The organism is Cytobacillus sp. Hm23, assembly GCF_051842895.1.
Taxonomy (GTDB): Bacteria; Bacillota; Bacilli; order Bacillales; family SM2101; genus Nanhaiella.
Genome location: NZ_JBPXRQ010000079.1, coordinates 1 through 7,350, shown reverse-complemented (window position 1 = coordinate 7,350; position 7,350 = coordinate 1). Strand labels below are relative to the sequence as shown.

Below are 7,350 nucleotides of genomic sequence, written 5' to 3'. Positions count from 1 at the left end.
AAATTCTTATAAGAGCTCTACTCCTCAACATGTCGCAGAAAATGTGTTAAATCGCGAATTCTCGGCAGAAAAACCGAATGAAAAATGGGTAACGGACGTAACGGAATTTAAATATGGAGTATCAAAGAAAGCTTATTTAAGTGCTATTCTCGATCTATAAGATGGCTCAATTATTAGTTATGTTTTAGGGAATTCGAATAATAACCTTCTTGTGTTTAATACTCTTGACCGAGCGATAAACCAACTGAACGGGGATTATCCACTAATACATAGTGATCGAGGATTTCAGTACACATCTAAAGGGTTTAAACGAAAAATAGATGCCGCTAAGATGACACAAAGTATGTCGCGAGTAGGTCGATGTATTGATAATGGACCGATGGAATCTTTTTGGGGAGCACTGAAATGTGAGAAGTATCATTTAAATAAATATGAGAACTTTGAAGAATTATCTCAAGCCATAGAAGACTATATACATTTTTATAATTACGATAGGTACCAAAAACGATTAAATGGCCTTAGCCCTATGGAATATAGAGCTAAAGCCGCTTAAGTGACTTTTTATTATTTCCGCTGTCTACTAGACAGGGGGCAGTTCATATCATCTTTTTTGATAATCTATTAAATTCAAGTTAAATTACTAATAGTATCATTTTAACATATTAATGAAATATCTTATATGAATTAAATGACAATAAAATGCAAGTTTTATCGTAAATATATCTTATCCGCTTTTAGATTTTCTCCATTTCTTTCAATAAAAATAGGCCAGCAACGCGTGCTGTCCTATACCAATTATAAAAAAATTATTATATTATTCCGTTTGCATATAAGCCAGTAAATATAGATAGTATGTTAAATATAACTCCTACTACTCCCATCCAATATAGTGACTCTTTATCTTTATTAAAACCTGATACTCCCCAAATAGAAATAATAAAACCAACAATAGGTATTAAAATTATCCAATTAAGAAAAATTGACACTATTCCAAACAAGAAGCCACCTATGCAACTCTTGTTTCCACGCTTATCGTTTACTGTATCTCCAATTTCTATAGATGGGGTTTTATTAGGAGAAATATTTCTGTTTTCATTTAACACTGTTCTAATGATTTTATTTGGTTGTTGTATTTCAGTAGACACAGTTGCATTACGGTATTTTTCTTGTTTATTAAAATGGCTATATGTAAAAAAACCAAGAATAAGAGTAGTTAAAATACTTATTCCATATTTCAAATAAATTGCTTCATAACTTACTGTTGAAGTTTCATTTGTCTGCTTATCTGGTAGATTATTAAGACCGAAATAATTGCTACTTTTTTTATTATCACCAAAATAATCATCTAAATCTATTTTGTTTTCATTTGTTACAGTAGTAGTTGTTATGCTTGTTATGGGACTAGCCGTAAACATTAAAAACAATTGAAAAGCTACTAATAATCCAGTTATTAATAAGGTTACGTCTTTCTTTTTCATTTGATTTTTTTCTCCTTCTCAAGTGTGTTTAAGCAAAAAATTAACTTTACCAATTATATCAAAATACTAGTAATATTACCATTTGGTTTTATGTTTTCATAATTAATAATTCGTAATAAAACAGAAATTTTATCCTAAAATCTAATTAACCTATTATATATGCATATTTCTCAATCTAGTAGGTGAGACAAATGAAGAAAACGAGGAGATTTACACAAACTGGAGAAATAGAAGGCTTCAAATTATACGAGCTAGATAATTATGATGAGATTTGGATTGTTAAGGGATCTCTATATCGAATAGATAGGAAAGGTGAAATGCACCTAATCAGTCAGAGGTAGGTAGTATATCTGGTGATAAAACACATGTTTAACATACTTATATATGGTCAATAATTAATATGATGATTTTTCATAAGTTTTTCCCCTTCTTTTTTGCCCTAGATTATTTTAACCTAGGGCTTTTTCTTCTTTATTCTGTCTAAAATACATTAAAACAGATATTAATTAAAGCAATAAGGCATTCATTGATCTACTATTTACAAATGCTCCAGCCACACCGCCTTGAGTCTCAACGACAGAAGCCATTAGTACAAGATCTCCTGATACGCAAGGGACAGAAACAGTGAAGTTTGGATTTGTGTTATGCTCTACACTAAATTCAGCTGGCTGTTGTACTCCACTTACAGTGTCCAATAACAAAGGAGAAGCTGATGAATAATTTACTTCAGCTGATTCAGCCATCACTTGATAAGCTATTTCATATTTGTATGGTAAAACATCTTGTTCTACATTATTTTCCAAACCAACTACAAAGAAATTCGACTGAAAGAATCCATCAAGTTTCATCTGGCTTCCATATAAATGTTTTGGTATTCTCAATCTTAGTAACTCTACTCTAGATCCGTCTATTGGTAATGATAAGGGCTGATCCTCTTGAGTAGCGAGAAATTCTGTAGAATGGTTTTTGGTCATTTTCTCACCTCCTTTGTCCTTCCAAAAGTACAATTTTCCAATTAGAATATTGTTTCTCAATGAAAATTGTCTCAGAATATAGTATTCATAAAAATATATAATGCTTGGATTAACTTATTAGATAATAAATGAAAGTACAATCTCAGATAATAAACTATTTATACCTTATATTTTTTGTTAAGATAAAAAAGATGGATTCAATTTGAGGTGATACTATGACAGAAAACACAGAGATAGACTTAAATAAAGTGTACGACTACAAAGAATTTCCAGACAAATCTAGTGGTCGCTGCGACAACTGTGACTCTACTAGTTTTACAAGTTCTGCAAAGGATTATGTTTTCATACGTGAATGTAATAATTGTGGAATGAAGAAGAGTATATAGAGGCTGGGACATAAGTTGAAAACTTACTGATTTTTATACAATACGCAAAAATAAAACCGCATGAAATCAAGGTTTTTAAATTGGATTTCGTGCGGTTTCTTCATTTTAACTGGGTTTTGTCCCAGCCTTTTTTTATTATAAAGAGATATAGATAATTTCTAAATATCTTTTCAACTATAAGATCAACTTATCCTTCTACTTTTTTTATTATTCTTAAAAACCACTAGCATTTTCATACCTAGCATTAAATTCCTGTAGGAATTGATTAGCAATTGCTTCATCATGAATAATTAGCATATTTTCATCATTAACGTTATTACCGTTCTCACTCCAGTTAGTAGATCCAATATTTACAGTCGGATCACTTGTTGAGTTAGCATCAATCAACATAGTCTTACTATGAAGTTTTCTAGATTCATTATCTTTATAAACTGGTGCGGGGTTTGCCCAGAGTGCTTTTTATTTTATTGAAAATTTAGAGTTATAAAATCTACCTGGGCTAATACCTTTAATGTGGGTTCTTTAAAGTATTTGTTTAAAGCATATTTTAGTTTTTAAAAACCAGTATTGGGATTTTTGTAGCTTACTTACACTACTTCTATTTCTACGGAGTATAGGTTGTGTGCAATGAGCATATATGAAGGCAATTATCTTGCAAACATGCGCCATATAATTGAAATACAATTTTTAATGTGAACACTAATAGACAAGAATCATCTCGAAACAACTACAAAATAGCATATAGAAAAGAAAGTCCCTATTCTATAAAAAAATGAATAAGGGCTTTCTTTTTTTACTATAACTAATTTACAGGAAATTGAAAGTTTTGAGCTTGATCCAAAACATCATTCCACGAGTTTTGAATGACATCTAACTGTGCATTTCCTAGAAAGGAAAGACTCATATAATCTTCAATATTCTCCAAAAATTTATCGACTCCACTTATAGTATCATCAATACGTATATCAATGTCTTGTAAACTATAGTTTAAATGCTCTATTCCGGTAATTCCATATTCAATAACAGGAATATAAAAATTCAAACTCGTTACAACTTTCTCTTCATTATATCTTTCTGCTTCAGCTGCATCCGTTTTAAATTGGTTGATATCTGTACTCAATCTATCTCTAAAAATAGAAATCATGTCCAAACTAATTTCAGGATAGCTAATATTTTGAAGTTGTTCTTTTAATGTGTTTAACCCTTGGGTAGCTTTTTCGCTATTATTACTAGAAATTGACTCCCGGATTCCTTTAATAGATTCATTGAATTGTTTGTCAAAATCTATAATATTATCAAGATTCTCAGATATTTCTGGTTTTATATTAGTAGTATAGTATTCTGCATTTACCTGTGCAGCTTCCATATGAATTTTTAGATCAGGTATATTTTTACTACTTAATGGTGTATAGGTTGTATCAAAAACGCTAAGATAGCTAACAGTATGATATTTATACTCTGTTTCAAAAACAACCTTATTATCATCAGTAATAACACGGGCTTTTACACGGTACTCTACTGCAGGTTCTGCTTTTTGTCCCCATGCTACCGCATCAGTTACGTTATCAGGAGTTCCAAAATCATGAACTTCAGAATCCCAATCTCCATTTTGATTTTTCTTTTCTACTACTACTTGAAGTTTTTGACCTGAAAGTGATGCCACTCTCGGTACAAATGACGCATAAAGTACTCTTGTGATATCAGTAGATGAGTTAATATTATCATGTACGTAGCTATTCCAAGCAAAAACCGTATCATAATAATTTGCATCTATAGTCTCTACTGAATGTATGCCAATAGGAATGGATGTTTGGTATTCTTTATATGCTGTTTCATATGTTATATTCCCATCGCTATCTTTGACGATAAACTTCAATCTATATTGAGAATCCCAATCGGACAGGTTTTCCCATATAGTTTTTCCAGTTACATCATAGTCTTGATAAGCCCATGTGCCATCTGTATTTTTCTTCTCCTGTCTAAGTGTCACTGAAGCGTTACTATTTATTTTGAAGTCAACTGTTATTTTATTATTAATTGAAGGTGAAGAGACACTAACGATTTCAACAGGAGCATTGTTATATGACCAACCCAATCCAGTATAGCCATGGTCATTCTTTTCTCCCTTTAAAGCTGATATGGCTAAGCTATCTGTAATAAACTCTACCTCTGGCTGTCTTCCTCTAATCCCAAGTAGATTATTTCCATTTCTATCAAATGATTTATCCCATGTTATAGAGCCATCAACATTTAAATTCCCTGTATGTTGAGTGATATCTTTTTCAGGAAACTCTTCAGAATCATATATATTCACTGCTTGTATTATTACTTTTCCTTGGTTATTAACTGTAATAGTTGGATGTTGACCAGGATATCCAGGAACAGCTGTTGTATTTTCAAGAACTATACCATTATCCGAGTGAGTGTACGTCTTGACTTCAAGTATGTTCTCAGAAACACCTTGATAAGCTGTTCTATAAGAGTCGGCTATAACAATTTTCCCATCATTAGTTATAGCTGTATCATGACCATAATAACTCATACCCGCTCCATCACGCACCCACTTGCGATCCCATATTCCAGTTGTATAATTTCCAAAAGTAAGGGTTTTATTCTCTTTATCCCAATGTGCCATTTTAATAAAATAGTTTCCAGCAGTGATAACAACATCCCCGTTATCATTACTATCAAGTCCTACCTGGGCACTATCATCTATAGAGTATCCATAGTAGACATCAAGAGGCTTCACATCTCCCATGTAACTCCAATCAATATAAGGAGTAGTTTCAGTAGGATAATGAAGCTTTCCTATATTATAAAATAATTGAGTATCATCAGGATTTTTATTTTTTCTATGCACTTCTAAAACTGTATTATCATCAAGAAAAGTAACATTCTGACGGTCACCGACTACATAAAGGCCATCGTTATTATCATACACCTTGTATCTCTTTTTACTTTCCCACTTAACCTCTCCTTGAGAATATTTCCCAAGTCTATAGTATAGCTTCTGATCACCGTTTAAATCGAAAGACATCTCTACGATCTCTCCACGACTATTTACAGCTAAGTTAGGGTCATTGATAGAATCATCAGTCTGAGTTACTGTAGCTAAACCCCAAAAATCAGTAACACCTTCTGCATGAACTGTACTCACCCCCCCTAGCACAGTCGCACTACTCACAAATACTCCCATCATCATAACTGTACTAACAATTAGTTTTTTGACTTGGAGCTTTTTCATGATAACTCCTCCTAGTAATGTATAATAAATGTTTATATATTTAAGGATTAAGCCTTCCTTGCTTATGCTTTTCATAAAAAAGAAATAAGTTTCAATTTTGTAATTGCCTTGAGTATGTAACATTCACATACTCACAAATTTATGGGAAGTTAATTTTACAAGCTTACTAACAATATTAGTACATGATAGTGTAGGATATAAAACTAGTTTATCTAAAAATGTACCAAATAAATTTTTGTTCTAAGTAAATTTCCTGTTAACCAGTTAACTACTATATATACTACTAAACTATATATATTAATTACATCTACAAAATTGCTGTTATGGGGCTATTCAAGCAAATTAATCGACAAATTCCAGCAGTATTCCGCATCTTTCGTAAAGTATAATCAATATATTTATTGCAGGTTTTTTAGAGACTTATCAGACAGCCCTTTTATCAAATATCAAAAACATTTATTATTCAGCGGTCTAGCCTTTAAATGAAAAAGACACTAACCTTTATTACAAGTTAGCGCCAGATCGTATAATGAGGTCAACCAGTACCTAGGTGGCTCATTTTTAATAGATATTATTTTTAATGTGGTCGAGGTATCCTTAACTACATTCTCGAGCCATTTTGTTTAATAACAATTGTAGATTGAATACTTGACAAAAACTATGTGACTCATTAATCAATAAGTTTATTAGTAGTAAGCATATTTAAGTGGTGAATAATCACACTTTAGCTTGTAAAAGCACCTTTCTTTTGGCAGAAAGGCGCCAAATCATTATCAATTAATATATTACAAATCATTAGAAGTTTTTAGAAACTTTACTTCTTTATGTTTAGTTCCATTTTTGTGTAAAATAGTAGTTTTTGCTCCTTTAAGATAAGTATCAAAAAATGCTAATGTATGTCCATTTATTATTCTATGAATTTTTTTGGGTTTAATTTTTCCAGTAAATCTAACCATAGAAAATATTGGACTCCATAGTGGAACGTCAGTAAAATCAAAGTGTTCTGCGCTACTGATTTCAAGTACAATCCCTTCTCCACGAGGAATATCTTTCGTTCTTTTTTCACGATCATTTACTATTTTGTCTGCTTTTTTCTTTTCTACTCCCATAGCTATTAGATTTTTTCTCAAGTTCAAGTAGTTTTTTCCTATTGCCCTCATGTACATAAATGGTTGTTCTACGCCAATTTCATGTGCATTTCCCAAGGGGTATCCGTCCATATTTATTCCAGCCTTAATTCGATCATCTAATGCAAGTGTATTTGCAAC

At 31.6% G+C, this 7,350-nt stretch carries 6 protein-coding genes and 2 pseudogenes; 3 read left to right on the top strand and 5 right to left on the bottom strand.

Annotated elements, in window-relative coordinates:
* Positions 1-553, top strand: a pseudogene (locus ACSVDA_RS24420) (IS3 family transposase); the annotation flags it as partial.
* A gap of 256 nt (positions 554-809) precedes the next feature.
* Here the strand turns inward: ACSVDA_RS24420 and ACSVDA_RS24415 are convergent.
* Positions 810-1,478 (bottom strand): hypothetical protein, encoded by a 669-nt coding sequence (locus ACSVDA_RS24415; RefSeq protein WP_485886981.1) that lies wholly within the window; start codon positions 1,476-1,478, stop codon positions 810-812.
* A gap of 191 nt (positions 1,479-1,669) precedes the next feature.
* Here ACSVDA_RS24415 and ACSVDA_RS24410 point away from each other — a divergent pair, with 191 nt between their 5' ends.
* Positions 1,670-1,819 carry a hypothetical protein gene (locus ACSVDA_RS24410; protein ID WP_485886979.1) on the top strand — a complete coding sequence of 50 codons (150 nt, stop codon included), beginning with the start codon at positions 1,670-1,672 and terminating at the stop codon, positions 1,817-1,819.
* A 165-nt stretch (positions 1,820-1,984) separates the two neighbouring features.
* Here ACSVDA_RS24410 and ACSVDA_RS24405 read toward each other — a convergent pair whose 3' ends face one another.
* Positions 1,985-2,452, bottom strand: a complete 468-nt coding sequence (locus ACSVDA_RS24405; RefSeq protein WP_485886978.1) for a hypothetical protein — start codon at positions 2,450-2,452, stop codon at positions 1,985-1,987.
* 215 nt (positions 2,453-2,667) lie between these two features.
* Here ACSVDA_RS24405 and ACSVDA_RS24400 point away from each other — a divergent pair, with 215 nt between their 5' ends.
* The gene (locus ACSVDA_RS24400) at positions 2,668-2,838 is read left to right on the top strand and encodes a DUF8096 family protein (RefSeq protein ID WP_485886976.1); all 171 of its coding nucleotides are present in this window, start codon (positions 2,668-2,670) and stop codon (positions 2,836-2,838) included.
* Positions 2,839-3,051: 213 nt separating this feature from the next.
* Here ACSVDA_RS24400 and ACSVDA_RS24395 read toward each other — a convergent pair.
* From ACSVDA_RS24395 to ACSVDA_RS24385, 3 genes and pseudogenes are all read right to left on the bottom strand, one after another.
* Positions 3,052-3,270, bottom strand: a pseudogene (locus ACSVDA_RS24395) (phospholipase D-like domain-containing protein); the annotation flags it as partial.
* Positions 3,271-3,640: 370 nt separating this feature from the next.
* A complete protein-coding gene (locus ACSVDA_RS24390) occupies positions 3,641-6,082 on the bottom strand; it encodes an HBL/NHE enterotoxin family protein (RefSeq protein ID WP_485886975.1) in 2,442 nt (813 codons plus the stop codon).
* Between the two features lie 785 nt (positions 6,083-6,867).
* On the bottom strand, positions 6,868-7,350 hold a 483-nt coding region (locus ACSVDA_RS24385; protein WP_485886973.1), incomplete at its 5' end, for an alpha/beta hydrolase.